At 58.1% G+C, this 24,628-nt stretch carries 17 protein-coding genes; 10 read left to right on the forward strand and 7 right to left on the reverse strand.

Annotated features, from left to right (window positions below):
• The first annotated feature begins 119 nt into the window (after window positions 1-119).
• A complete protein-coding gene (locus RHM55_RS09635; protein WP_322181472.1) occupies window positions 120-1,871 on the forward strand; it encodes an ATP-binding protein in 1,752 nt (583 codons plus the stop codon).
• Window positions 1,868-3,265 carry a sigma-54 dependent transcriptional regulator gene (locus tag RHM55_RS09640; protein ID WP_322181474.1) on the forward strand — a complete coding sequence of 466 codons (1,398 nt, stop codon included), beginning with the start codon at window positions 1,868-1,870 and terminating at the stop codon, window positions 3,263-3,265. Before RHM55_RS09635 ends, RHM55_RS09640 begins: the two co-directional genes overlap by 4 nt.
• A gap of 5 nt (window positions 3,266-3,270) precedes the next feature.
• Here RHM55_RS09640 and RHM55_RS09645 read toward each other — a convergent pair whose 3' ends face one another.
• From RHM55_RS09645 to metE, 3 genes are all read right to left on the reverse strand, one after another.
• The gene (locus RHM55_RS09645) at window positions 3,271-3,927 is read right to left on the reverse strand and encodes a DsbA family oxidoreductase (RefSeq protein WP_322181476.1); all 657 of its coding nucleotides are present in this window, start codon (window positions 3,925-3,927) and stop codon (window positions 3,271-3,273) included.
• Window positions 3,928-3,999: 72 nt separating this feature from the next.
• Window positions 4,000-4,992, reverse strand: a complete 993-nt coding sequence (locus RHM55_RS09650) for an alpha/beta hydrolase (protein ID WP_322181478.1) — start codon at window positions 4,990-4,992, stop codon at window positions 4,000-4,002.
• Window positions 4,993-5,114: 122 nt separating this feature from the next.
• On the reverse strand, window positions 5,115-7,427 hold the full coding sequence (gene metE, locus RHM55_RS09655; RefSeq protein ID WP_322181480.1) for a 5-methyltetrahydropteroyltriglutamate--homocysteine S-methyltransferase: 2,313 nt from the start codon (window positions 7,425-7,427) through the stop codon (window positions 5,115-5,117).
• 107 nt (window positions 7,428-7,534) lie between these two features.
• Here metE and metR point away from each other — a divergent pair, with 107 nt between their 5' ends.
• The gene (metR, locus tag RHM55_RS09660) at window positions 7,535-8,452 is read left to right on the forward strand and encodes a transcriptional regulator MetR (RefSeq protein ID WP_322181482.1); all 918 of its coding nucleotides are present in this window, start codon (window positions 7,535-7,537) and stop codon (window positions 8,450-8,452) included.
• Between the two features lie 239 nt (window positions 8,453-8,691).
• The gene (locus tag RHM55_RS09665; RefSeq protein WP_322181484.1) at window positions 8,692-10,308 is read left to right on the forward strand and encodes an FMN-binding glutamate synthase family protein; all 1,617 of its coding nucleotides are present in this window, start codon (window positions 8,692-8,694) and stop codon (window positions 10,306-10,308) included.
• 66 nt (window positions 10,309-10,374) lie between these two features.
• On the opposite strand, the gene RHM55_RS09670 is transcribed toward RHM55_RS09665, so the two are convergent.
• Window positions 10,375-11,967: a glycosyltransferase family 39 protein gene (locus RHM55_RS09670; protein WP_322181487.1), complete on the reverse strand. Its 1,593-nt coding sequence runs from the start codon at window positions 11,965-11,967 to the stop codon at window positions 10,375-10,377.
• A gap of 242 nt (window positions 11,968-12,209) precedes the next feature.
• On the opposite strand from RHM55_RS09670, the gene RHM55_RS09675 reads away from it, so the two are divergent.
• Together RHM55_RS09675 and RHM55_RS09680 are read left to right on the forward strand one after the other, a co-directional pair.
• Window positions 12,210-13,337: an OpgC domain-containing protein gene (locus RHM55_RS09675; protein WP_322181489.1), complete on the forward strand. Its 1,128-nt coding sequence runs from the start codon at window positions 12,210-12,212 to the stop codon at window positions 13,335-13,337.
• A 115-nt stretch (window positions 13,338-13,452) separates the two neighbouring features.
• Complete coding sequence (locus RHM55_RS09680; RefSeq protein ID WP_322181491.1) at window positions 13,453-13,908, forward strand: hypothetical protein; 456 nt, start codon at window positions 13,453-13,455, stop codon at window positions 13,906-13,908.
• Window positions 13,909-13,961: 53 nt separating this feature from the next.
• Here RHM55_RS09680 and RHM55_RS09685 read toward each other — a convergent pair whose 3' ends face one another.
• Window positions 13,962-15,383, reverse strand: coding sequence for an amino acid permease (locus tag RHM55_RS09685; protein WP_322181493.1), 1,422 nt, complete (start codon window positions 15,381-15,383; stop codon window positions 13,962-13,964).
• Between the two features lie 532 nt (window positions 15,384-15,915).
• On the opposite strand from RHM55_RS09685, the gene RHM55_RS09690 reads away from it, so the two are divergent.
• From RHM55_RS09690 to RHM55_RS09700, 3 genes are all read left to right on the forward strand, one after another.
• Entirely contained in the window at window positions 15,916-19,041 is a 3,126-nt protein-coding gene (locus tag RHM55_RS09690) for a transglycosylase domain-containing protein (RefSeq protein ID WP_322181496.1), read from the forward strand.
• A 77-nt stretch (window positions 19,042-19,118) separates the two neighbouring features.
• Window positions 19,119-19,706 (forward strand): PadR family transcriptional regulator, encoded by a 588-nt coding sequence (locus RHM55_RS09695; protein WP_322181498.1) that lies wholly within the window; start codon window positions 19,119-19,121, stop codon window positions 19,704-19,706.
• Window positions 19,706-20,476: a siderophore-interacting protein gene (locus tag RHM55_RS09700; RefSeq protein ID WP_322181500.1), complete on the forward strand. Its 771-nt coding sequence runs from the start codon at window positions 19,706-19,708 to the stop codon at window positions 20,474-20,476. The genes RHM55_RS09695 and RHM55_RS09700 overlap by 1 nt, the downstream gene beginning before the upstream one ends.
• A 39-nt stretch (window positions 20,477-20,515) precedes the next feature.
• On the opposite strand, the gene RHM55_RS09705 is transcribed toward RHM55_RS09700, so the two are convergent.
• Both RHM55_RS09705 and RHM55_RS09710 read right to left on the reverse strand, forming a co-directional pair.
• Complete coding sequence (locus RHM55_RS09705; RefSeq protein ID WP_322181503.1) at window positions 20,516-21,178, reverse strand: Pr6Pr family membrane protein; 663 nt, start codon at window positions 21,176-21,178, stop codon at window positions 20,516-20,518.
• A 42-nt stretch (window positions 21,179-21,220) separates the two neighbouring features.
• A complete protein-coding gene (locus RHM55_RS09710; protein ID WP_219062087.1) occupies window positions 21,221-21,448 on the reverse strand; it encodes a VF530 family DNA-binding protein in 228 nt (75 codons plus the stop codon).
• A gap of 485 nt (window positions 21,449-21,933) precedes the next feature.
• On the opposite strand from RHM55_RS09710, the gene RHM55_RS09715 reads away from it, so the two are divergent.
• Window positions 21,934-24,378: a glucose/quinate/shikimate family membrane-bound PQQ-dependent dehydrogenase gene (locus RHM55_RS09715; RefSeq protein ID WP_322181506.1), complete on the forward strand. Its 2,445-nt coding sequence runs from the start codon at window positions 21,934-21,936 to the stop codon at window positions 24,376-24,378.
• The last annotated feature ends 250 nt before the right edge of the window (window positions 24,379-24,628 follow it).

The raw sequence follows: 24,628 nt of genomic DNA on the forward strand, positions 1-24,628 counted from the left end.
AGCGCCGCCTGCAATAATTGTTTTCCCGGGGCGCTGGAGCACTGTATTGAAACGGGGCAAACTCGCTGTACACAGGAGCGATTCGACCCTGGCACGGCTGCTGCAATAAGCGAGCGTTGATGAGCGAAGAAAAAAGCCGCACCCGAAAAACGTTTACCCTTTCGCACTGGACCGTACAGCGCAAACTGGTCCTCGCGTTCTGGCTGGTCAGCGTCATTCCGACAATGATCGCCGCCGAATTGGCGGCGACCACCGTGTCGCAGATTTTTGAAAGTAACGTCAGTGTTTGGTTGCAGGAATCGACCCGGATCGTCCAGGACGAGATCAGCGAAATCCTGCGGGTTAACAACAGGGTCTCTCAGTTGTTCCTGCAAAATACCCGCCCGTCGGCCCCCTCTGCCGCCCGGCACAACAAATTGACCACCGACCTCGCTAATGCGATGGGCATCGAAGTTGTCGCGCTGATCCGCAGCAGTGACCACAAAGTGGTTTTCTCCACCGTTGCCGACAATATCATCGAGCAGATCAGTATCGCGCCCAACGCTGTAATGCAAACCATCCATAACGGCAGCGTGTTCACGGGCGTCGTTGTTTCGACCTATCAGTCGACTCAGGATGACGTCGATTATGAGTTACTGGTCGGGACCTATCTGGACAACAGCTTCCTTACCAGCGTGGCTGATGTGCACTCCCTCGACCTGCGGCTGTACATGAAAGACACGGGCGGCTTCAGCGAGATTTTTTCAACACAGCGCTTTATGAACCACCCGGCGATCGTGCCACCCGAAATCGAACAGACATTGCGCGAGACTAAAGAGCCCAGCGAGCAGTTCACCACCAGCTATGCCGGTCTTTACACGCCGATTTTCAATGACACCGGGGAGCTTCAAGGCATCATTTTCAGCGGCCTGCTACGGCATACCTCTCTGGTCGGACTGGTCAATCAGACCAATTTATTCATGCTGATCCTGCTGTTGGGCTCGGCCCTGTCGCTGAGCGTCGGTTGGTTGATTTCACAACGACTGACCAAGCCACTGCGCGGTTTGTCCGAAGGCGTAAGGGCTGTGACCGCTGGCGATTACCGTCAGCGCGTCGAGGTCATCGGCACTGACGAATTGGCTGAACTCAGCGTGACCTTCAACGACATGACCGAACGCCTCAAAGAGCTTCAGCATCTGGAAGCACAACTGCGCCGCCGTGACCGTCTGCATACCTTGGGCGAAGTGGCGATGGGGTTGGCCCACGAGATCCGCAACCCGCTGGGCATCATCAAAACGGCCACCCAATTGCTGCACCGCCGTGCGCAGCTGCCGGAAACCGACAAGCGCCACCTGGAGTATGTGATTTCAGAGGTCACCCGGATCAACGACCTGATCACCGAGTTCCTCGACTTCGCCAAACCCAGTGCGCCGATCCGCTCCACGCAACGGGCCAGGCCTCTGCTGGATGACTTGCTGGGGTTTTGTGCGCCGGAACTATCGACCCATAATATCGAAGCGGTGATCGTCGAGCACGATGCCAATGCCATGATTTATGCCGACGCCCGGCAACTGACCCAGGCCTGTCTGAACCTGGTCCTCAATGCGATCGACGCGATGCCCTCGGGCGGTCGCTTGACGATCGGTATTGCTATCGTTGAAGACACTACGGTCATCAGTATTTCCGACACAGGCCACGGTATTGAACCGGACATGATCGAACGTATCTTCAGCCCATTTGTCACGACCAAGGCATCCGGCACAGGATTGGGCCTGGCGAAGGTCTTCTCGATCATGGAAAACCACGATGGCCGGGTAGAATGCGTCAGCCAGGTGGGGGTCGGGGCGACCTTCAATCTGTATATCCCAGCCTATGATGGAGAGTGGTCATGAGCCATAACGTGCTGGTGGTTGATGATGAGCCCAAGCTCTGCGAACTGCTGGCTTCGGCCCTGAGCCAGAATGATATCCAGGTGTTCACTGCCGGCAACGGCCTGCATGCCTTGGCGGTGCTCGAACGCGAAGAGATCGATCTGGTGATCACTGACTGGCGCATGCCAGGCATGGATGGCCCGCAATTGCTGGCTGAAATAAAACTCCGCTTCCCTCTGCTGCCGGTGATCGTCATGACCGCTTACAGCACGGTGAAAAACGCTGTGCAGTCGATGCGCAACGGCGCGTATGACTACATCAGCAAGCCCTTTGATATCGATGAACTCGACATCACGGTCAACAAGGCCCTGCAATTTCGCGACATCCTGCGTGACAACGCACGTCTGCGCGCCGAACTCGATCAGCATCAGCAGATCGACAGCCTGGTGGGCGAGAGTCCGGCCTTTCAGCGAGTGCTGCAGGCAGTGGATTCGGTGCGAGAAAGCAACGCCACCATCTTGCTGACCGGCGAAAGCGGGACCGGCAAAGAAATGGTCGCACGGGCGATCCACAAACACGGCAACCGCGCGGACCAGCCCTTTATTGCGGTCAACTGCGCGGCAATCCCTGAAGGCTTGCTTGAGAGCGAAATGTTCGGCCATCGCAAGGGCGCCTTCACTGGCGCAGTGGCTGATCGCGTCGGACGGTTCATGCAGGCCGACAAAGGCACACTATTTCTTGATGAAGTCGGCGACATGCCGCTGGCACTGCAGGCGAAAATCCTGCGTGCCTTACAGGAACGGGTGATCGAGCCCGTGGGTGATTCACGTGAGCGCAAAGTTGATGTGCGGGTGATTGCCGCGACCAACAAAGACCTGCTCGACGCCGTGGCGAAAAAGGAGTTCCGTGAGGACCTTTACTACCGCCTGAATGTGTTCCCGATCCCCCTGCCCCCCCTGCGCGAGCGGGCCGACGACATCGCACCACTGGCCATGCATTTTGCCCACACCCTGGGCGCCGCAGCAGGCAAACGCATCACCGGTTTCAGCCCGGAAGCCATGCTGGCGATGACCAATTACCCTTGGCCGGGCAATATTCGCGAGCTACAAAACTGTGTAGAGCGCGCCACCATCGTCGCCTCCAGCCACATCATTGAAGAAAGCGACCTACCGGCCTACCTGTTCGGCTCGCGCCCGCTAGACAGCAGCGTCATCAATCTAGTCAGCGAAGGGGCAAATATCCCGAAAGATCTGGATGCGGCCCTCGCCGAAGTGGAAAAAGCCTACATCCTCGCCGCCCTGCATGAAACCCACGGCGTCCAGGCCGCTGCCGCACACTTGATCGGGGTCTCCGAGCGCAGCCTATGGTATCGCCTGAAAAAACTGGCCATCCACGTGGACAAGATTGTCCGGTAGACGCGTTATTGCGGCTCAGCGGCCTCCGCAATGATCTGACGAATGGCGTCGGTGAACGCTTCCACCGGTTGCCCGCCAGACACAGCATAGCGGTCGTTGAAAACGATGGTCGGCACTGAACTGACCCCACGCGACACCCACAGCTGTTCCAACTCACGGACCTCGGCGGCATATTCGCCTGAAGCCAGAATTGCTTCGGCACGCTGGCGGTCCAGGCCCACCCGTTCAGCCACGGCTGCCAGCACGTTATGATCCGAAGGGTTGGCGTGATCCGTGAAGTACGCTGCAAACAAGGCCTCTTTCAACGCTTGCTGCTTGCCTTCCAGTTCAGCCCAATGCAACAGGCGGTGGGCGTCGAAGGTGTTGTAGATGCGTCGGTCACCCTGTGAGAAGGTAAACCCCAGCTCGGCACCGCGCTGGCGAATCACTTCGCGATTCTGCCGGGACTGTTCGGGCGTCGAACCGTATTTCTCGAAGATATGCTCGTTGATGTCCTGACCTTCAGCGGGCATGTTCGGGTTGAGCTCGAACGGCTGGAAATGGATCTCGGCCTTGACCTCATCACCCAGCCCTTCCAGCGCCTGGGTCAAAGCGCGCAGGCCGATCACACACCAAGGGCAGGACACATCAGAAACGAAATCGATTTTCAGGGGTGTCCTCATGGAACCCTCGCTCACGTATTGCAGTGGGAAAGCTCGCACCTTACACCTTCGTCGGCGTCCTTTTCACCTGAGCTACAACTGCGCGACGTGACTGCCGTCGTGTTGATGCGCTTTCAGATACGGCAGAACCGCCGCCAGGAGCGGCGCCTTGAACGCTTCCTGAAAGCGATGAGCCAGCCCCGGAATCAAGCGCAACTGACTGCCCTGGATATGCGCAGCGACATGGATGCCGTGCATCACCGGCAACAACGGATCGGCGGTGCCGTGCACCACCAGCGTTGGCAGGCGCAAACGGTCGAGCAGTTCGACACGACTGGACTCGGCCAGAATCGCCAGAATCTGGCGCTTTACGCCATCAGGATTGAAGGCGCGGTCATAAGAAGTTGCCGCCTGCTGCAACAGCTTCTTGCGATCATCCAACACCTGAGGGCTGCCCAGTGCGGCAAGCAAGTCGGCCTGTTGTTCTATGGCCACCTCGCGACTCGGCGCACTGCGTCTGGCCAGCAGTTGCAGCAACGCCGGGCTCGGTGCAGGCAACCCCTGCGCGCCGGAACTGGTCATGATCAGGGTCAGGCTTTCTACGCGATCAGGCGCAATGTCCGCCAGGTGCTGAGCGATCATCCCGCCCATACTCGCGCCCAGCACATGGAATTGCCGAACATGCAGCGAATCCATCAAGCCCAGGGCGTCGTCGGCCATATCTGTCAGGCTATACGGTGCAGAAACCGGTAAGCCAAGCTTGTAGCGCAGGACTTCATAGGTGAGGTTGGGACTGGCTGGCGCCTGTGTCCAGGTGGACAAACCCACGTCGCGGTTGTCGTAACGGATGACCCGAAAGCCTTGCTGACAGAGCGCGACCACCACCTCGTCCGGCCAGTGAATCAACTGGCCTCCCAGCCCCATCACCAAAACCAGGGCCGGATCGGAGTTACGCCCGATGCTCTGATACGCCAGGTGCACCTCTTTGAGGTCGGCCACTTGCGTGGGGACGTTGACATCGCATCGAGAAGCCGCAAAAGACGGCAGGCCGCACAACAGTGCGATCCAGAAAATTAACACCCGCATGAAAAACACCAAGCCGCAAATCCCCAGTAGGTGCGAAGTTTGATGATGTTTTTCAAAGCGCGCTGCCACAGTTTCATGACAATTTGATGAATGCTGCCCGGTGGTCGGGGTTCAGCCTGCGATCAAACCCATTCGCACCGCAGTTGCCGTGCCGCCGCCACCATGTTCGCCAACGCGGCTTCTGTCTCGACCCAGCCGCGGGTTTTCAGGCCGCAATCCGGATTGACCCACAACCGTTCAGCAGGGATGTGCCTGACCGCCTTGGTCATCAGTTTGACCATCTCGGCGGTCTCCGGCACGCGCGGCGAATGAATGTCATAGACCCCCGGCCCGATGTCATTCGGGTAGTCGAATGCGTTGAAGGCCTCCAGCAACTCCATGTCCGAGCGTGACGTTTCAATGGTAATTACGTCGGCGTCCATGGCAGCAATTGATTCGATCACGTCGTTAAATTCGCTGTAACACATGTGGGTGTGGATCTGGGTTTCATCACGCACGCCAGACGCGCACAGGCGAAAAGCCTCCACCGCCCACTCCAGATATTCCTGCCACTGTGCACGGCGTAGCGGCAATCCTTCGCGGAAGGCTGCTTCGTCGATTTGCACGATTTTGATTCCCGCCTGCTCCAGATCCAGCACTTCGTCACGGATCGCCAGCGCCAGCTGTTGCGCCTGAATCTTGCGTGAAACATCTTCACGCGGGAACGACCACATCAGCATGGTCACCGGGCCTGTGAGCATGCCCTTCATGACCTTGCCGGTCACGCTCTGCGCGTAGCGCGTCCATTCAACGGTCATCGCCTGCGGACGGCTCACGTCACCGAATATCACCGCTGGCTTCACGCAGCGCGAACCGTAGCTCTGGACCCAGCCAAACCGGCTAAACGCATACCCGTCCAATTGCTCGGCGAAGTACTCGACCATGTCGTTACGCTCAGCCTCGCCATGCACCAGTACATCCAGCCCCAAGCGCTCCTGAGTCTCCACCGCATGGCGAATTTCACAGTGCATGGCTTCGGTGTAATCAGTGGCCGACAAGGTGCCCTGTTTGAACGCCTGACGCGCCAGACGAATGGACGCGGTCTGTGGGAACGAGCCAATGGTAGTCGTCGGAAACAGCGGCAGATTCAGCCGCGCACGTTGCTGCTCAATGCGCTCGTCAAAAACTGACTGGCGCCGACTGTCAGCCGCAGTGATCGCCGCCAGACGTGCCTCGACGTGGGGTTTGTGAATACGAGGTGATTGCTGGCGGCTGAGCTGTATAGCGCGACTCTCAACCAAAGCGGCCTGCACTGTCGTAGCCTGCGGATCGTTCAAGGCCGCGCTGAGCACCGCGATTTCTTCGCACTTCTGCACGGCAAAGGCCAGCCAGCTTTTCAGTTCGGCATCCAGCGTGTCTTCGCGGTCGAGACTCACCGGGCTGTGCAACAGCGAGGATGACGCGGAGACCCACAGATTGTCGCCAAAGCGGACGTGCGCGTGCTGCAGTTGCTCCAGTGCGTTGTCCAGATCGCAGCGCCAGACGTTACGCCCGTTGACCACACCCAACGACAGCACTTTATAGGTCGGCAGACGGTCAAGCACTGCCGCCAGCTGTTCCGGCGCGCGCACCAGATCAATGTGCAACCCCGCTACTGGAAGCGCCACTGCCAATCCAAGGTTGTCTTCAAGGCCACCGAAATAAGTGGCGACCAGTTTTTTCAGCGGCGAGTATTGCAGGCTGTGATATGCCCGCTCGAACGCGTTTTTCCAGTCTTGTGGCAGGTCGAGGGTCAGGATCGGTTCATCGATCTGCACCCATTCAACGCCCTGCGCCGCCAGACGTCCGAGAATTTCGCCGTACAACGGCAGCAGGCGTTCCAGCAAATCAAGTTTGTCGAAGCTGTCGCCCTTGGCTTTACCCAGCCACAAGTACGTCAAAGGGCCGATCAATACCGGTTTGACTGCATAACCCAGCGCCCGGGCTTCGTCGACCTCCTCGAACAACTGCTCCCAGCTCAGCTGGAAACGCTGGTCCTCAGTGAATTCAGGGACGAGATAGTGGTAGTTGGTATCGAACCACTTGGTCAACTCTTGAGCGTATTGCGCCTTGCCGTGGCTATCGCCGCAGCAATGATCGCTGGCGCCACGGGCCATGGCGAACAACGTATCAAGGGTTGGCAAGCCAGCATCGTCTTTGGCGCCAGCGAAGCGTTCAGGGATCACGCCGAAAGTCAGCGAATGCGCCAGCACCTGGTCGTACCAGGCAAAGTCGCCGACTGGCAGCAGGTCAATCCCGGCGTCTTTCTGCAAACGCCAGTGGGTAGCACGCAACTCACGACCAACTGCACGCAGGCCCGCTTGATCAAGGTCGCCTTTCCAGTACGCTTCCAGCGCTTTTTTCAATTCACGGTCTGCGCCGATGCGCGGAAATCCAAGCGTGTGGGCCAAGGCCATGACAACGTCCTCCCAATAAAAGATGGCGCTATTGTCGACAGCTCGACCAACATGAGACAAACTCATTGTATTCGTGTTGATCACAAAGTTTATTCATGGAGACCTCCATGCTGGAAATCCGCCACCTGAAAACCCTCCACGCCTTGCGCGAGGCCGACAGCCTTGTGGAAGCGGCCGAGCGCCTGCACTTGACGCAATCTGCCTTGTCCCATCAGTTCAAGGAGCTGGAGGAGCGCATGGGTATGTCGCTGTTCACGCGCAAAACCAAACCCGTACGGTTCACCAGTGCAGGGCTGCGCCTGTTGCAGCTGGCTGATTCAGTCCTCCCGCAATTGCGGGGTGCCGAGCGTGACATCGCCCGTCTGGCGGGCGGAACTGCGGGGCGCCTGCACATGGCTATCGAGTGTCACAGTTGCTTCCAGTGGCTGATGCCGACCATCGACCAGTTCCGTGATGCCTGGCCGGAAGTCGAGCTGGACCTGTCGTCCGGGTTTTCCTTCGCGCCGCTGCCGGCACTGGCCCGCGGCGATCTGGACTTGGTGGTGACCTCCGACCCACTGGAGCTGGTGGGCATCACCTACGTCCCATTGTTTACCTACGAAGCCATGTTGGCGGTGGCCAATCAGCATCCGCTGGCGAACAAGGCGTATGTTGTCCCGGAAGACCTGCTCAAGGAAACCTTGATCACCTACCCGGTTGAGCGCGACCGTCTGGACATCTTCACCCGCTTTCTGGAGCCGGCCGATGTTGAACCGGCGCAGGTGCGAACCTCAGAACTGACGGTGATGATGATGCAACTGGTCGCCAGCGGACGCGGCGTGTGTGGCATGCCCCATTGGGCGCTGCATGAATACAGCTCGCGGGGCTATGTGAAAGCCAAGCGATTAGGCGAAAAAGGCCTGTTCGCCACGCTGTATGCCGGCATCCGCGCCGACATGCTCGATGCGCCGTACATGCGTGATTTCCTGCTGACCGCCAAAGACACCTCGTTCTCGACGCTGGATGGGGTGAGTGCAGTCAGGTGAGGATGTACGGCCCGCTCGCGCCTCCCCGGAAGCAGAGACAGGCCGTTATCCGATGGGCTTAGCGTGATCTTCGCCGAAACACTTTGAGCTGACAGAGTATTATCGGCGCTACATTCGTCTGCACCGAGGGAAGGTTTCATTGCCGGTCCATAGAGACCCGGGGTGAAACCACTGATTGATAGGCGCGGAACAGCGCCAGCATTTTCGTCATTAACCGTCATAAAGCCCCAGGATTCCGCATGAGCCTGTCCCTCCTCAGTCGTTACGCTTTTTTTGTGTTTTGCGTATGTTTCACCTTCGCCAGCATTCCGTTCTGGCACCACGAATGGCTCTGGCCATTCACCCTGGTCACCGGTGTACTCAGCCTGATCGGCATCGGCGATCTGCTGCAGACCCCGCACGCGATACGCCGCAATTACCCGATTCTGGGCAACATCCGTTACCTGGTCGAAGGCATCCGCCCGGAGATCCGCCAATACCTGCTGGAGTCCGACAGCGACGCTCTGCCCTTCTCTCGGGCCCAGCGTTCGTTGGTATATTCGCGCGCCAAAAATGAAACGGCGGACAAGCCTTTCGGCACGCTGATCGATGTCTATCAGACAGGTTTCGAATTCATCGGCCACTCGATGCGCCCCGCACCGTTGAGCGATCCCCACGCCTTTCGCGTGCTGGTCGGTGGTCCGCAGTGCAAACAACCGTACTCGGCCTCGGTCTTCAATATCTCGGCGATGAGCTTCGGCTCGCTTAGCGCCAATGCGATTCGCGCGCTGAATCAGGGCGCCAAACTCGGCAATTTCGCCCACGACACCGGCGAAGGCAGCATCAGCCCGTATCACCGGGAAAACGGCGGCGATTTGACCTGGGAACTGGGCAGCGGCTACTTCGGCTGCCGGACATCGGATGGCCGTTTCGATCCGGTGCGCTTCGCCGCACAGGCAAAAGATCCGCAAGTGCGAATGATCGAAATCAAGATGAGCCAAGGCGCCAAACCGGGCCACGGAGGCATCTTGCCCAAAGGCAAAGTGACCAAGGAAATCGCCGAAACCCGCGGCATCATGATGGGCGAAGATTGCATCTCACCCTCGCGACACAGTGCGTTTTCGACCCCTTGCGAACTGATGCACTTCATTGCTCAACTGCGCGAACTGTCTGGTGGCAAACCCGTGGGCTTCAAGTTTTGCCTGGGGCATCCGTGGGAGTTCATGGGCATCGCCAAAGCCATGCTCGAGACCGGCATCCTTCCAGACTTCATCGTGGTCGACGGCAAAGAAGGCGGCACCGGCGCGGCACCCGTGGAATTCACCGACCACATGGGCGTGCCTATGCGTGAAGGTCTGCTGTTCGTGCACAACACCCTGGTCGGCCTGAACCTGCGGGACAAAATCAAGCTGGGTGCCAGCGGCAAGATTGTCAGCGCGTTCGATATCGCTAGCGTGCTGGCGATTGGTGCCGATTGGGCCAACTCGGCACGCGGCTTCATGTTCGCAATTGGCTGCATTCAATCGCAAAGCTGCCACACCAACAAATGTCCGACCGGCGTTGCCACCCAGGATGCATTGCGTCAACGGGCACTGGTAGTGCCAGACAAAGCGCAGCGGGTGTTCAACTTCCACCGCAGCACGCTCAAGGCATTGGCCGAAATGCTGGCTGCAGCCGGCCTCGATCACCCTTCGCAGCTTGAGGCCAAGCATCTGGTCCGACGGATGTCCGCCACAGAGATCAAACTGTTCTCCCAGTCCCACGTATTCCTCAAGCCTGGCGAATTGCTGACCGGCGAAGTGGATGGCGAGTTCTACTCGAACATGTGGCAGATGGCGCGAGCCGACAGTTTTGAGCCCAACACTGCCGCAGCCTGAGGCCGATTGATGCGTTGAGCCCCGACGAGGAACGATGGTCGAGGCTCAACGTTACTGACACTGCACTTAGTTACTGGCTGCTCTCAACGGCCCACACACGGCCGTTGTGCAGACGGCGTAAAGCCAGACTTGCGTGTCACCCGTGGTCAACGCACTGACTGGCAACCAGTTTTTCGGGACTGTCATGGCTTCGTCCGGTTCACTGCCCTGGACCACCCATACCCGCCTTGTCTCGGAAGGCAGTGAGCCAAGGTTATCGACATACAGCGCGTCCGCATCTTGATACAACAGAGCACCCTCAGCCTGTTCGCCAGGACGTCCAGACTCCCCAGTCGGCAACGGCGGGGTGTAGAGCAACGGAATCGTCCCGGTTTTGTTGTAGTAGGCAACGCTCAAGTACCAATAAATATCGTTTACCACGATGCGGTCACCCGTAGCGAAGTGCTGATTAATGTAATCGGTCGTCTTGTCGATCTGATTGTCTGGTTGATTGACTGTGTCATTCAATTTATTCGTCTGGTTATAAACGTTGTAGAGCCCTACCCCCTCCCCACTGACTAAAACTGTCAGGCATACAATGGCAAGCGTTCGATACCGATGCGCCAGTCGATCCAGTGCGATGGCCAGGATCAGCGGCAACCCGATCACCGCGAACATGAAATAACGGGGCACAAAAAACGAATGTTTAAACGAAACTAAAAACACTACCCCTATTGGCACAAAGGTATAGATGGCCAGTAACGCATGAAGCCTGTAAGGCTGATTGTCGCGCAGGACACTCCATCCGGAAGCCAGCAACACCCACACAGGCAGGGCAATAAATATCGGCCAGGGCAGACTTCTCCCATCATCGAGCGTTAACGATTCCCAAATAATGGAAGGCACGCTGAAGACTGTGACAGGCGGTATCCAGCCCACTTCCCCGGTCAACGACAATTGATTGATTAAATGAGGGACCCAGGGCAAGTAAAGAACCACCACGGCAGCGTTGGCGGTCCACCACGCAGGTCGTGAAATGAGGTGGCATGTACGCGAGTGCTGGAAACGTAGCAACAGCAGATAGAGCCAATGCGAGACCACACACAGCCCCGCAAAATAGTGGGTATAAAGCCCCGCTGCCATTAGCAGCGTGTAGACGATCAGGTATCGACGCTGCTGCGGATGTTTAATCCAGTAAATCAGGGCTATCGTCGCCCCCATCAGCCAGGCCCCCTGAAGTGCGTACATCCGCACCTCTTGGCTGTAACGCACGGCAATAGGCAGAAGTGCCAGAAGCAGCCCGGCCAGCATCGCGGCACGACGCGTTGCAATCAACCTCACCAGCCAGACACCTAACCCAACAGTCACCCCGCCCGCCAACACACTCATGGCCCGAAGCGCAAAAACCCCGCTGCCAAATGCAGCCGTCCACCCATGCAGCAGCAGGTAGTAAAGAGGCGGATGAACATCGTATGTGGTGTGAGACCAGATGAGAGGGAACGAAAACTCACTCATCAGCACGCTGGCAGCTTCGTCGTACCAGATGGCCGGCCCGGTCACTTCATAAAAGCGCACCAAAGCTGCAAGGGCCAGGATGGTCAGCAGCACCCAGCGCTCCCGAAATAACCATGCAACACGTTCAGCACTCGTGCTTTTTTGGGGCTGAAGTAGCTCCATCATGCGAATCCCCCCGACTTGCGCTTAAGCTTCCAGACCGATCATGAGCACTGCATACCCTGCAGACTGTGACCATTGCCTAAGGTTCTACCGCAGCAGCCCCCATGTTCCTGAGACATTAAGTAATAGCCTGTTTTTGCATTTATTCACCAATGACGCCACCCTGCGCGCCGCCGATGTGCTACTTGGAACCTCCAAGGCCGCACCCACCTCCCGATCGAACACCCGCTGAAGAGCCCGCTGACATGATTAACGGACGCGATCCTCGAATCGATTTCTTTCGAGGTCTGGCGCTGATCTTCATTTTCTGGGATCACGTGCCTGGCAACCCCTTCGCCCAACTTACTGTACGCAACTACGGCTTCAGCGATGCGGCGGAGATCTTTGTATTTCTCGCCGGTTATGCAGCAGTGCTGGCCTATGGACGCATCGCCTTGCGCGACGGTTTTGTCGTCGCCTGCGTCCGCATCCTGCGGCGGGCGTGGGTGCTGTATGTGGTGCATATCTTCCTGTTGACGCTGCTGATGGGTATCGTGTTCGTCGCCAACAATCATGTCGAAACCCGCGACATGATCCAGGAGATGGGCTTGAGCTACTTCGTCAGAAACCCGCAACAAGCCTTGGCCGATGAGTTACTCCTGCGCTTCAAACCCAACCTGACTGACCCGTTGCCGCTCTACATTCTGCTGTTGCTGGCCTTGCCACTGATCCTGCCCTGGATGCTGCGCCGGACCGAATACGTGGTCGGACTGTCCGTTGCGTTGTACCTGATGGTGCCGCTATTTGGCTGGAATCTCTCGGCTTATGAAGGCGGCGTCTGGTACTTCAACCCCGTGGCCTGGCAACTGCTGTTCGTCCTCGGCGGTGCCTGCGCAATTCGTGGGCAACGACCGAGCGCCCCGCAACCACGCCCGCTGAAGCAGCAACCGTTGTTCATCGTCTGCGCGACATACGTGGTGATCTCCGGGCTGATTACCCTGTCGTGGAAATGGCCGGGGCTGCACGAGATGTTGATACCAAAAGCCATCTCCGACCTGCTGTACCCGATCAGCAAAACCGACCTCTCGCCCGCGCGCCTGCTGCACTTTCTGGCGCTGGCTTACTGCGCCGCAAAACTGCTGCCGACAGGTCAGGCATGGCTGAACAACTGGCCGACCCAGCAAACCTGCCGCATGGGTCGCTATTCCCTGGAAGTCTTCTGCCTCAGCGTCCTGCTCGCGCCGCTGGCCGACATGGCCAACGCTCTCGCTGGCGACACCTGGCCGATGCAAGTCTTTACCGCTCTGCTGGGTTTGGGCTTGATGATGCTCATGGCGAGCGGGCTGGAATTGAATAAAAGGCTGGGGACGCCGGGGCGGGTGGTGGCAGTTTGAGAACGCCGTCTCACTGAAACGCACTCTCGGAAATTTCCTACGGGTTTATCAGGCCAAGTTTTTTGAAGGTGGGTCGTTATGCAAGGAGAGTGAACGAATCAGTGAGGGAAGGATGATGGAAATCAAAGGTACTGCCGTTTGGGTAGGGGGATATCAGGCAATTGAGGAGCCGCTGCTACCGCTGCCTGAAAACTGGAATTGTCCGGAAGATCTGGCGGCAATGACGCGCCCTAAAATGTATACCCTGGAAAAGCTTTTACCCAAAAGTTGTTTTCCTGTAACCCTGTCGGAGGACCAACTTTCAGAGATCAACACGAGAGAGGTAGATCCGTGGGGAACCGATATGATCCCGCTGACAGAAAAAGAGTGCTGCTGGACATGCCGTATGTTCCAAACATGGGCATTGAGATGGGATGCCGAGATAGAGCTTGAACACATAAAATCCGAACTGATCCTTTTCAAAGCCGATCTTGGTTTGTCGAACGCTGAATTGTCAAAAAACTACAAGAACTGTGGGAGCAGGCTCGCCTGCGAAATCAGCCCACCAAATACCGCAGACAGTGAGGGGTAAAAAAAGCCCCGATCATTATGAACCGACCAGGGCTTTTTGCGTTTCAGGCGGTGTTACAACGCCGGACGTATAGCGCCCACTGCTTCGTTTTTCGGCGCCAGGTTGAACACGTAGAACAGTACCGTCAGCAGTACCAGGAACGCTGGCCCGACATACAACGCGATGCGGGTTTCTTCGAAGTAAGCCATCAGGCCTACCACTAGGATCAGGAACGCCAGCGCCAGATAAGAGCTGAGCGGCCATAGCCACATACGGAATTTCAGTTGGTCGCGCTCGGTTTTGCTCAGGCCTCGGCGGAAGTTGAGTTGCGCCAGCAGGATCATGGTCCAGGTCCAGATCGCACCGAAGGTCGCGATGGCCGTTACCCAGACGAAGACTTTTTCCGGCACTAGGTAATTGAGAAATACGCCGATCAACAAGGCAAAAATCGACAGCAGCAGTGCACGACGTGGTACGCCGTTGCTCGAGGTTTGGGCGAAGCCACGCGGTGCCTGGCCGTTCTGCGCCAGGCTGTAGAGCATGCGTCCGGTACTGAAGATGCCGCCGTTGCAGGACGACAGTGCCGCAGTGATGACCACGAAGTTGATGATGCCGGCGGCAGTCTTGATACCCAGACGCTCGAAGGTCATCACAAAAGGGCTGCCCTGGGTGCCTATTTCGTTCCACGGGTAGATCGACAGGATCACAAACAGCGCACCAACGTAGAACAACAGAATCCGCCAGAACACCGAACCGATGGCACTGGGAATGGTTTTCTGTGGGTTCTTCGCTTCACCGGCGGTCAGGCCGATCATTTCAACGCCGAGGTAGGCGAACATCACCATTTGCAGTGACATCAGGATGCCTTGCACGCCGTGGGGCATGAAGCCGCCGTGGCTCCACAGGTTGGCAACGCCCAACGCGACACCGTCATTACCGAAACCGAAGGCGATGACGCCAATACCGCCGACGACCATGGCGATGATGGTGACGATTTTGATCAGGGCGAACCAGAACTCGAATTCACCGAAGGCTTTGACTGCGATCAGGTTGATGGAGCCCATGCTGATCAGTGCCGCTAACGCCCATATCCAGCGCGGAACCTCGGGAAACCAGACACCCATGTAAACGGCCACGGCGGTGATTTCCGCAACGCAGGTCACCAGCCACAAGAACCAGTAGTTCCAGCCGGTAAGGAAGCCCGCCAAGGGGCCGAGATAGTCTTGTGCGTAGCGGCTGAAAGAGCCAGCGACCGGGTTGTGCACGGCCATTTCGCCGAGCGCGCGCATGATCACCAGGATGGCCAGGCCACCGATGATGTACGACAGCATGATCGCGGGCCCTGCCATCTCGATGGCTTTGGCGGAACCGAGAAACAGGCCGACACCAATACAGGCACCCAAGGCCATCAGACGAATGTGGCGCTCGCCCAACTCTCGTTTCAGAGGCCCGCCTTGAACGGTCTCGGTGTGCAAAGTGTGCTTGCCGACTGGCATAAATTTACAACCTCATATTGTTATTGGATATGTAGTCAGTCGACGATTCAAAGCACCGGCGGGTAAGCCTGCGCGTCGCATTATCAGGTTCGTCCTTATGAGCGAGCCCGTCATGCGCGAATGGTCCTACTGAAATCGGAGGCGAGCCCAGCACAACAAACGTGCGCATCACGCCTCAAAAAAGAACATCCATCGGAAAAGGCCAGATACGTACTCTCGCGATGGTCGCGCAGTATAAAAATCCACAGCCAGTGGCTTTCACTATATAAACACTTAAATTTGGCGATAATTCACGGCAAAAACCGCTTTAGAAGAGGGATATATTCTGCCGCAGGGTTTTAATCTATCTCGTGCGCAAACAGGGTTTGTATCGCCCACACGCCCTACCCTGACGCACGGTTGATGCCTCGATATCAAGCGAGAGGTTTCAAGGGAATTTGCCTACATGCGTATGACAAAGTTTTCACCAATCGCGACCAGCGTCTAAGCTTGTGACAGGTGCGATTAACACGCTTAACCGGGCCAATCGACTATGGGCGCTTTATGGCATTCCGATTCAAAGAAGACCGTGGTTCCTGCTGACGGTCCTGATGACGCTCCCCTGCCTAAACGTCCACGCCGTAAACGGTATGGCTGGCGTCTGTTCTGGTTGCTGTCGCTGATAGGGCTGGCCGCTCTAGGGCTTGCCATATCTGCCGAAACCCGCAGTTCAAAACTGCAAGCCCGTGAGTTCAGCCGCTTCGCCGCCACGCTCAGTTATTCGATGCAGCCCGGTCCGAGCAACTCAATCATGTACCCCGGCGAGGGCCCGTTCGATCGACGTCTGGGGTATTCGGCGCTGGGTGAGTTTCTGCCACGCTTGCTCAAACGCGATTATCTAGTGACCCGGCAAACCCGGTTCTCTCCCGACCTGCTCGCCTATAGCCAGCGCGGTTTCTTCGTGCCCTACCAAGAGAAAATTCAGGCAGGGTTGTCGATTACTGATTGTCGGGGAGCTCCGCTCTATCAGTTCCGTTATCCGCAGCAGCTCTATTCCAGCTTTGCGGCGATCCCGCCCTTGGTGGTCCACAGTTTGCTGTTTATCGAGAACCGCGACCTGCTTGACCCGCAACAACCCTTGGCCAACCCTGCCGTCGACTGGCCGCGCTTTGCCAAGGCCGCGCTCTCCCAGGTCGCCAAGCTTTTCGCCCTGCCCGGCCAATCCGCTGGCGGCAGTACACTCGCCACGCAACTGGAAAAGTATCGCCATTCACCCGATGGATTGACCCAGTCCGGTGCAGAGAAGCTGCGGCAGATGATTTCCGCCAGCGTCCGTGCCTATCAAGATGGCCCGCAGACACTGGAGGCACGGCAGCGCGTGGTCCGTGATTACCTCAACAGTGTCCCGCTGTCAGCCGTGCCGGGGCATGGTGAAGTGCATGGCCTGGCTGAGGGTTTACGCGTCTGGTATGGCGCAGACTTCGATAAGGTCAATCAGCAACTGACTGACACTGCCAACGACCCGAAAAGCCTCGCTGAACGCGGTCTGGCGTTGCGTCAGGTGTTGTCACTGGTGATCGCCCAACGTCGGCCTTCGCATTATCTGGCCCGAGGTCGCGAAGAGTTGGCGCAACTGACTGACAGCCATATCCGCCTGCTGGCGCAGAACAATGTCATTGATCAAGCGCTGTCGAACGCAGCGCTGGCCAGCGCTGTGACCTATCGTGACTGGGCCCAGCAACCGACCCTTCAGCCCATCGAAACCAACAAGGGCATCAGTGTCGCCCGCAGTCGTCTGTCCACTCTGCTCAATCGCCCTCTGTATGACCTCGACCGTCTGGATCTGGCGGCGACCAGTACCTTACAAGGGGAGTTGCAAACCAGCGTCAGTCAATACCTGCGGGATCTGGCGGACCCGGCCTTCGCCACAAAAATGGGCTTGATCGGTGAACATTTGCTGACGCCGACCAGCACCCAGGAGGTGCGTTACAGCTTCACCTTGTTCGAACGCGACCCGGATGGTTCTCGGGTGCGGGTGCAGACCGACAGCACCGACCAACCGTTCGACATCAACGAGGGCAGCAAGCTGGAACTGGGCTCTACTGCAAAAATGCGGGTGCTGACCACCTACCTGGAAATCATGTCTGAGCTGCATCAACGCTACGCCGGAAAAATGCCCTCCGAACTGAAAAAAGTCCCGGTCGAAGACCAGGACCGGCTAACCCGCTGGGCCCTCGATTACCTGATGCAGAACAAGGATCAAGACCTGTCGAAGATGCTCGCCGCAGCGCTGGATCGGCAGTACTCCGCCAGCCCCGGCGAAAGTTTTTTCACTGGCGGCGGGATGCATCACTTCAATAACTTTCGCAAAGAAGACAATGGTCGGAGCCCAAGCTTGCGCGACGCGATACGCGAGTCCATCAACCTGCCGTTCATACGCTTGATGCGTGACCTTGTGCGTTACAGCATCTATCAGTCGGCCAACAGCAACGCCCTGTTGCTCAAGGATGATAACGACCCCAGACGCCAGGAATACCTGAGCCAGTTTGCCGATCGCGAGGGCACGGTGTTTCTTCTGCGCTTCTGGAAGCGCTACAAGAACAAGTCCACCCAGGACCGGCTGGATACCTTCCTCGACGGCATGCACCCCACGGCGATTCGCCTGGCCGCCGTGCACCGTTACTTATTGCCCAATGCCGATCAGAGCGCGTTTAACGCTTTCGTTCGCGCGCACTTGGCCGATGACAAAGCGGCGGTCGACAAATTGACCGACAAGCGCCTTGGCGAGCTGTATCAAAACTACGGGCCGGGCGCGTACAACCTGCCGGATCAAGGGTATATCGCCAAGGTTCACCCCTTGGATCTGTGGCTGGTGGGCTACCTGCTGCAACACCCGCAAGCGAAGTTCAGCGAAGCACTTGTCGCCAGTCAAAACGAGCGTCAAGAGGTGTATAGCTGGCTGTTCAAAAGTCGGCACAAAAGCGCCCGCGACACGCGGATTCGCACGATGATGGAGATCGAAGCGTTCCTCGATATTCACAGCCGCTGGCAACGACTGGGTTATCCGTTCGATCATCTGGTGCCGTCACTGGCGACCGCCATCGGCAGCTCGGGGGACCGTCCGGCAGCATTGGCCGAGTTGATCGGGATCATTCAGAACGATGGTATCCGCCTGCCTGTACTGCGCGTCGACAGCCTGCATTTTGCTGCCGGCACGCCCTACGAAACGCAGTTGGCGAATAATCCCAATCTGGGTAAGCGTGTGCTGCCGGTCGAGGTCGCAACGGCCATGCGTGAAGCGCTGTCGCAAGTGGTGGATGCCGGCACGGCGCGGCGTGTGCAGGGCAGCTTCAAACTCGAGGACGGCACCGTGCTGGCCATGGGCGGCAAAACCGGGACCGGTGACAACCGGATCGAGAGCATTGGCGCCAGAGGCAGAATCCTCGGGTCGAGGTCAATCAACCGCACGGCGACGTTTGTGTTCTACATCGGCGCCAATCACTTCGGGACGTTGACGGCGTTCGTACCCGGTCGCGCGTCCGAAGCCTTCAAGTTCACGTCAGCGTTGCCCGTGCAGGTGCTCAAAGGCATGGCGCCGATCCTTAACCCTTATCTCGTGCCGGGCAGCCACACCGCCTGTAACGCCCCGCCCGTGTCATTGCAGGTCAGCACTCAATAATAATGATTCTCTTTATCTCTTGCGTTAAAAGTTAGATATATCTTAAGGTATATCTAACTTACGCAGGAGACAGAGAAATGAGCGAACCAGGTGACCCCACTCACCATGCCCATCAAGACCACCGCGATCACGGTGACGGCCGCGATGGTTTCGAAAAACGTCCCGGCCGTGAGCGCGGAGGACGCGGCCCGCGGGTCTTTGCTCCCGGCGACCTGAAATTACTGCTGCTCGCGTTGATCGCCGAACAACCCAGCCACGGCTATGACTTGATCCGCCAGATCGAAGGTATGTTCGACGGCGCCTACAGCCCAAGCCCGGGGGTGATCTACCCGACACTGACCTTTCTTGAAGAAAGCGAAATGATCCTCGGCGACGCCTTCGGCGGGAAAAAACGCTACGTCGTGACCCCGAGTGGTGAGCATTCGCTGACTGAACAGGCCATCGCGCTGGAGGGGGTGCACATGCGCATCGACGTCAGTAAGCGCGCCTTGCGCGGACATGATCGGCCGCCGCAAATCCATGAAGCCGTGCACAACCTGCGGCATGCGCTGCAACTGCATCACGGGCGCTGGGATGCGGCAGAAATCCTGCGCGTGAGCACCCTGCTGAACGACACCGCCAAAGCTATCGTTGACGGCCCTGTCAGCGCCACGGAGAAGTCTTGATGAATTTGCAACAGACCATTCACCGCGTCAGCCATGACATCAAACGTCGCAAGCTGGAGGTGCTGCGCGTCATCGACCTGACACCCCGGATGCGCCGCATCACCTTGGGCGGGCCGCAACTGCAGGGCTTTGTCAGCCTGGGCACCGATGACCACGTGAAGTTGATCTTCGCGCAAACGGCCGAAGAGCAGGCGGCACTCGAGACCTTCGTCCCCGGCTCCCCAAGCGATGGCCCAAGCCCGGCGATGCGCGACTACACGCCTCGGCGCCATGACGCAGAGGCTGGCGAACTGGATATCGATTTCGTCCTCCACGGCGAGGGGCCTGCCGCCACGTGGGCAGCGCAGGCCAAACCGGGGCAAACGCTGTACATCGCCGGGCCACGGGGCTCGATGATCGTCCCGGATATCTTCGACAGCTACTTGCTGATCGGCGATGAAACCGCCCTCCCCGCCATTGCCCGCCGTGTAGAAAGCCTGCCGGCCAACCGCAGTGCGCTGGTGGTGGTCGAGATCGCCGACTCGTCCGAGCAGCAGACCTTGCACAGTCTGGCTCAGGTCGACGTGATCTGGATTGTGCGGGGCGAGCAGGATCTGGTGAAGGTTACCCGCAGGCTGGAAATGCCGGAAGGCAAGCTATACGCCTGGGTGGCAACTGAAGCGGCGTTGTCACGCAAGATTCGTCGTGTATTGCTGAATGAATTTGGCCTGGAGGAAAGTCTGGTAAAAACCGTCGGTTACTGGCGCCTGAATGAGGCCGACAACGGTTGAACGATGTCGGCGATGCGGTCTTGAACAGACCGCATTCCTTCACCGTCTGACGCTGTGGCCCTTGACCCTATCCAGCCCGACCAGTACCAGCGAGATCATGAAAAACCCGGCCAGCACGCCACCTGCATTGATAAAGGCCTTGGCATAACCGAGGGTGCCGACATCAATAAAGGGGTACATATAGTCGCCAATCAAATCCCCCCGCAACAGCACGTAAGCGAAATACACCAGCGGGTAGATCCCCCACAGCAGCACGTGGCTCAAGCGCAATCCCCCTTTCTGGACGTATAGCCACCAGTACACAAGAAACAGCAGCGGCATGATGTCGTGCAGCAATTCGTCCGCGATCCATTGCCAGCCCTGGGGCTGCCACAAATGGCGCAGGAGCACGTTGTAAGCGAGCCCCACCAGGACAATGCTGGCAGCAATGCCGCTGCACACCCAAGGCGTTCGGAAAAAGCGATGAACACCATCGCTTCTGCTAACGACCGCGCAGGTCAGGGCAATCGCCACCAAGGTGTTAGTGAGTATGGTAAAAAAACTGAAGAACCTTACCAGCCCACCGAGCAGACTCGCTTGATCCGCCCACCGCGCGAAAAAAATCAGATACAGCTGGATAGCCAATGCCGACCATCCCAGCAGTGCTGCGATGATGATGAAGCTGCGCTGTCCTTGCGACTGTTGCGAATGTTCGCTGTGCATCGTTTTAATCATCCTTGGGTATCGGCAGAGAAAGGAGGGCCCTCACCAGCCTTTGCTGCGTGCCAGCTTCACGTACAAACCTTCGACCTTCTCCCGCGCCCACGGGGTCTTGCGCAAAAACGTCAGGCTGGACTTGATGCTCGGATCGCTTTTGAAACAGCGAATATCAATGCGCTCCGCCAATCCCGACCATTCGTAGTGCGCCACCAGCGCGGTGAGGATCTGCTCCAGTGTTACGCCATGCAGAGGGTTGTTGTTGGATGTCGTCATACCAGGCCTTCGAACTGATTTAAGCGGGGTTTGCCCCGTAAGGTGCGCACCTTAGCCGAGCCTCCCCGTAGCGGGAAGAGCTTAACGCCCCAAGGCATCAGATTGGCATCAGACGAACACCGATAGAAGTTGTAGGACATAACCCCGTCACCTGCACTGCCTGCCTTTCACTGTTACTAAATCCGCAACAAACCTTGGCGCATCCTTCCCTTTCGCTTATTGGCTCAGGTCTCTATCATTACAAATCACTGCTGAATCGATTAATCAACGAATACGCCTCATGTTTGGCACAGAGGCCTGAACTCTGTGCATCGATAGCTGCCTATGAAATAACCCCGTCAAATCCTGACTGCGCCCCCGCCGATGGAACGCATCCAATCGCCAAAATCAGTGGCTTCAATGCGCATGCATGTGACTGGACTAGGCTCACAAACAGACGTTACGCACCAAGCGACATCCCCTTAATCGTCCTGGAGAAACACATTATGAGCACTGATGGTGCTTTAAGCAGAACACGCCTGTTACCGACATTGCTCGGTCTGGTGTTGCTGCTGATGGGCCTGGCCATGTTGGCAGGAGGCATCAAGCTGACGCTGCTGGGCGGCTCGCTGTACTACCTGCTGGCCGGTATCGGCTTTGCCCTGACTGGCGTGTTGCTCATCGCAGCACGCCGTGCCGCGCTAGGCCTGTACGCGCTGCTTCTGCTCGCCAGCACGCTCTGGGCGCTGTGGGAAGTGGGCCTGGATTGGTGGCAACTGGTGCCGCGTCTGGCGCTGTGGTTCGCGTTGGGCATCGTGCTTTTGCTGCCGTGGTTCCGTCGTCCCCTGCTGCGTGGGCAACCCGCCCCCATGGCCACCGGCGCATTAAGCATCGCCGTGGTGCTGGCCGGCCTTACAGCGTTGGCCAGCCAGTTCACCCACCCTGGTGAGATCAAAGGCCAACTGGACCGCGAAACCGCAGGCACCACCAACACCGCCCCGGCCATGCCCGACGGTGATTGGCAATCCTATGGGCGCACCGCGTTCGGTGATCGCTATTCGCCGCTGGCGCAGATAACTCCTGAAAACGCGGGTAAGCTGGTGCCTGCCTGGACCTACCGCACAGGGGATATCCCTGGACCGAACGATCCGGGTGAAACCACAGCCGAAAACACCCCGCTCAAGGTCAACGGGATGCTCTATGTGTGCACACCGCACAGCCAGGTGATCGCACTGGACCCGGACACAGGCAAGGAAATCTGGCGTTTCGACCCGAAGATCAGCACGCAGAAAGCGGCTAACTTCAAGGGTTGGGCGCACATGACCTGCCGCGGCGTGTCGTATCACGATGACGCCGCTTACGCTGCGACTCCCGCTCCCGCTCCCGCGCCGTCGGCAGTACCTGCGCGAAGCCCCGTGCCAGCAGCAACATCGGCGACCAGCGCAAACTCGTGCCCACGTCGCCTGTTACTGCCAACCGCGGACACCCGTCTGATCGCGCTGAACGCCGACACCGGCAAGCCGTGCGAAGACTTCGGTGTTAACGGCTCGATTGATCTGGGCGCCAACATCGGTGCCTTCACGCCAGGTGGCTACTACTCCACCTCGCCGCCTGCCGTGACCCAAAATCTGGTCGTCATCGGTGGTCATGTCACTGACAACCTCTCCACCGATGAGCCGTCCGGGGTGATTCGCGCGTTCGACGTGCACACCGGTCGTCTGGTCTGGAACTGGGACAGCGGCAATCCGAACGACACCACGCCGATTGCTGCGGGCAAAACCTACACCCGTAACTCTCCCAACATGTGGTCGATGTTCAGCGTCGACGAAAAACTCGGCATGCTTTACCTGCCGATGGGTAACCAGATGCCTGACCAGTGGGGCGGCAATCGCACCCCTGAATCAGAGAAGTACAGCGCCGGCCTCGTTGCGCTGGACATCGCTACCGGCCACGTACGCTGGAACTTCCAGTTCACCCATCACGATTTGTGGGACATGGACGTTGGCGGCCAACCGACGCTGATGGACATGAAAACCGCGGATGGCATGAAACAAGCCGTCCTGGCATCGACCAAGCAGGGCAGCATCTACGTGCTGGACCGCAGCAACGGTCAACCGATCGTGCCGATCAACGAAATCCCGGTACCACAAGGCGCGGTTGCCGGCGATCACACGTCGCCGACCCAGCCCAAGTCCGACCTGAACTTCATGCCGCCGCCCCTGAAAGAGCGCGACATGTGGGGCGTGACGCCATTCGATCAAATGCTGTGCCGGATCGACTTCAAATCCCTGCGCTATGACGGCCCCTTCACTCCCCCATCGCTGCAAGGTTCGATCGTCTATCCAGGCAATTTCGGCGTGTTCGACTGGGGCGGTATCTCGGTTGATCCGGTGCGTCAGATCGCGTTCGTAAACCCAAGCTACATGGCCTTCAAATCCAAACTGGTTCCAGCAGCCGAGGTTGAAGGTGGCCCAGGCCGTAAAAGCGAAACTCAAGGCGTACAACCCAACAAAGGAGCACCTTATGGTGTGATCCTCGAAGCGATGCTGTCGCCGATGGGCCTGCCTTGCCAAGCGCCAGCCTGGGGTTACGTCGCAGCCGTGGACCTGACCAATCACACCACGATCTGGAAACACCAGAACGGCACTGTGCGTGACAGTGCGCCAGTACCGATCCCGTTGACCATGGGCGTACCTAGCCTGGGCGGAACGTTTGTCACCAAGGGTGGCGTGGCGTTCCTGAGCGGCACCCTCGACCAGTACCTGCGCGCCTACGATGTTCGTAACGGCAAGCAACTGTGGGAAGGTCGCCTGCCAGCAGGCGCCCAGACCACGCCGATGACCTACACCGGCAAGGACGGCAAGCAGTACGTGCTGGTCATGGCGGGCGGTCACGGTTCACTGGGCACCAAACAAGGCGATTACATCCTGGCGTTCAAACTGCCGGACTGATGATGAAGTGACCCAATGAAAAAGGCGGCTACCGAAAAGTAGCCGCCTTTTTTGCAGGGCTTGTCCCGTTCGGAGCTTTGTGGACATCTGCCATGGGGTTGCCACAAGCGCCCCTATACTGAGCACGGCCTTTAACTATCATCCTGCCAGGGCTTACAAAAAATTATCGGCGCATTGAACGAGAACCCAGGCTCGACCGAATCTATTTGTACTCACCATTGAAACCCTTGCTGCTGCGCCCCATCTAAAC

This window comes from Pseudomonas sp. MH9.2 (genome assembly GCF_034353875.1).
Taxonomy (GTDB): domain Bacteria; phylum Pseudomonadota; class Gammaproteobacteria; order Pseudomonadales; family Pseudomonadaceae; genus Aquipseudomonas.

Bases quoted from the DNA above. Each gene is read 5' to 3' on its own strand.
- RHM55_RS09635 (WP_322181472.1), top strand. From the start codon at position 120: ATGAGCGAAGAAAAAAGCCGCACCCGAAAAACGTTTACCCTTTCGCAC.
- RHM55_RS09640 (WP_322181474.1), top strand. From the start codon at position 1,868: ATGAGCCATAACGTGCTGGTGGTTGATGATGAGCCCAAGCTCTGCGAA.
- RHM55_RS09645 (WP_322181476.1), bottom strand. From the start codon at position 3,927: ATGAGGACACCCCTGAAAATCGATTTCGTTTCTGATGTGTCCTGCCCT.
- RHM55_RS09650 (WP_322181478.1), bottom strand. From the start codon at position 4,992: ATGCGGGTGTTAATTTTCTGGATCGCACTGTTGTGCGGCCTGCCGTCT.
- metE (WP_322181480.1), bottom strand. From the start codon at position 7,427: ATGGCCTTGGCCCACACGCTTGGATTTCCGCGCATCGGCGCAGACCGT.
- metR (WP_322181482.1), top strand. From the start codon at position 7,535: ATGCTGGAAATCCGCCACCTGAAAACCCTCCACGCCTTGCGCGAGGCC.
- RHM55_RS09665 (WP_322181484.1), top strand. From the start codon at position 8,692: ATGAGCCTGTCCCTCCTCAGTCGTTACGCTTTTTTTGTGTTTTGCGTA.
- RHM55_RS09670 (WP_322181487.1), bottom strand. From the start codon at position 11,967: ATGATGGAGCTACTTCAGCCCCAAAAAAGCACGAGTGCTGAACGTGTT.
- RHM55_RS09675 (WP_322181489.1), top strand. From the start codon at position 12,210: ATGATTAACGGACGCGATCCTCGAATCGATTTCTTTCGAGGTCTGGCG.
- RHM55_RS09680 (WP_322181491.1), top strand. From the start codon at position 13,453: ATGGAAATCAAAGGTACTGCCGTTTGGGTAGGGGGATATCAGGCAATT.
- RHM55_RS09685 (WP_322181493.1), bottom strand. From the start codon at position 15,383: ATGCCAGTCGGCAAGCACACTTTGCACACCGAGACCGTTCAAGGCGGG.
- RHM55_RS09690 (WP_322181496.1), top strand. From the start codon at position 15,916: ATGGGCGCTTTATGGCATTCCGATTCAAAGAAGACCGTGGTTCCTGCT.
- RHM55_RS09695 (WP_322181498.1), top strand. From the start codon at position 19,119: ATGAGCGAACCAGGTGACCCCACTCACCATGCCCATCAAGACCACCGC.
- RHM55_RS09700 (WP_322181500.1), top strand. From the start codon at position 19,706: ATGAATTTGCAACAGACCATTCACCGCGTCAGCCATGACATCAAACGT.
- RHM55_RS09705 (WP_322181503.1), bottom strand. From the start codon at position 21,178: ATGCACAGCGAACATTCGCAACAGTCGCAAGGACAGCGCAGCTTCATC.
- RHM55_RS09710 (WP_219062087.1), bottom strand. From the start codon at position 21,448: ATGACGACATCCAACAACAACCCTCTGCATGGCGTAACACTGGAGCAG.
- RHM55_RS09715 (WP_322181506.1), top strand. From the start codon at position 21,934: ATGAGCACTGATGGTGCTTTAAGCAGAACACGCCTGTTACCGACATTG.